Source organism: Bradyrhizobium sp. WSM4874 (assembly GCF_055811835.1).
The window spans coordinates 1-898 of the sequence record NZ_JBVVPR010000171.1; the positions used below are offsets into that span (position 1 = coordinate 1).

The 898-nt window shown below is 59.1% G+C and carries 1 protein-coding gene; it reads right to left on the reverse strand.

Annotated features, from left to right (window positions below):
* Positions 1 to 44: 44 nt before the first annotated feature.
* The coding region (locus AC0L3P_RS39880) for a Ulp1 family isopeptidase (RefSeq protein WP_473309448.1) at positions 45 to 898 on the reverse strand (854 nt) is incomplete at its 5' end.

Consider the following 898-nt stretch of genomic DNA (forward strand, 5'->3'; position numbering starts at 1 on the left):
GCATAGTGCGATCAGCCGCGCTTGCTATTCAGTTGAAGCTGACATTAGCGCCTCAGTCGGTTCTGCAGTGCCTGCCGATCGACGACGAGCTTGCCGAGACTTAGGTCAGGCGGCCGTGTTCCAGCAAGTTGTCTAACCAGCGCCCGCGTACCGTCGACCACAAAGACGCCGCAATCATAATTGTTCCTCTGCTGGCTTATGGTGGCATCTAGCAGCTCGGCTCCCACTCGCGTCGCAAGCCTTTCTGCACGTAGTCGATTGTATCCGCCCAAGGAGTCATAATGATGGGCGACCGGCCTGTCGCGATCGCGGCGGTCCACCAGCAGAAACGACCAATGAGTGCCGCGGTCATTGAGGTTCGTGGCGCTGGCATTATTCACCGGCAAGAACATGAAGTCGGCTGTATCGTTGCCATTCCCATCGTAGACAATGCGATGATATGCGCGTAGCGCGTCGCTATCTGAACCCTGGCCCACCTGAGTGGCGATGAGAGGATCCACGAACCGGGTCCGGGCGGCTAGGTTTGGGTTGCTTTCCCGCAACTCCTGCGAAAGGAGCTCGTAGTCCCGCTGGATATGCTCGTCACCCAGCCATTCGCCGGCTCCGAGCACCCGCCCGCTGCGATCGCGGACAGAAGCACTCGCAGTCGAAGCGCCGATCCGGGCATTAGAATGCGAGGATGGGCCAGGGTGATGGATCAACTGAGCGTCGCGGCGTCCTCGCGGCCCCAGTTCAATGGAGTAGGTCTCACCGTGGATAGAGACCGGCTGGGGAGCCATTGGCCTATGCGGCAACAGCCTTTTATTGTCCAGCACATCGAGCAGAAAATCCGGCACCGGCTGTGAGCCATGCTGCCAATCCTCGCTGACGAGATGTCCGATATCCTCCATCTCTTGAA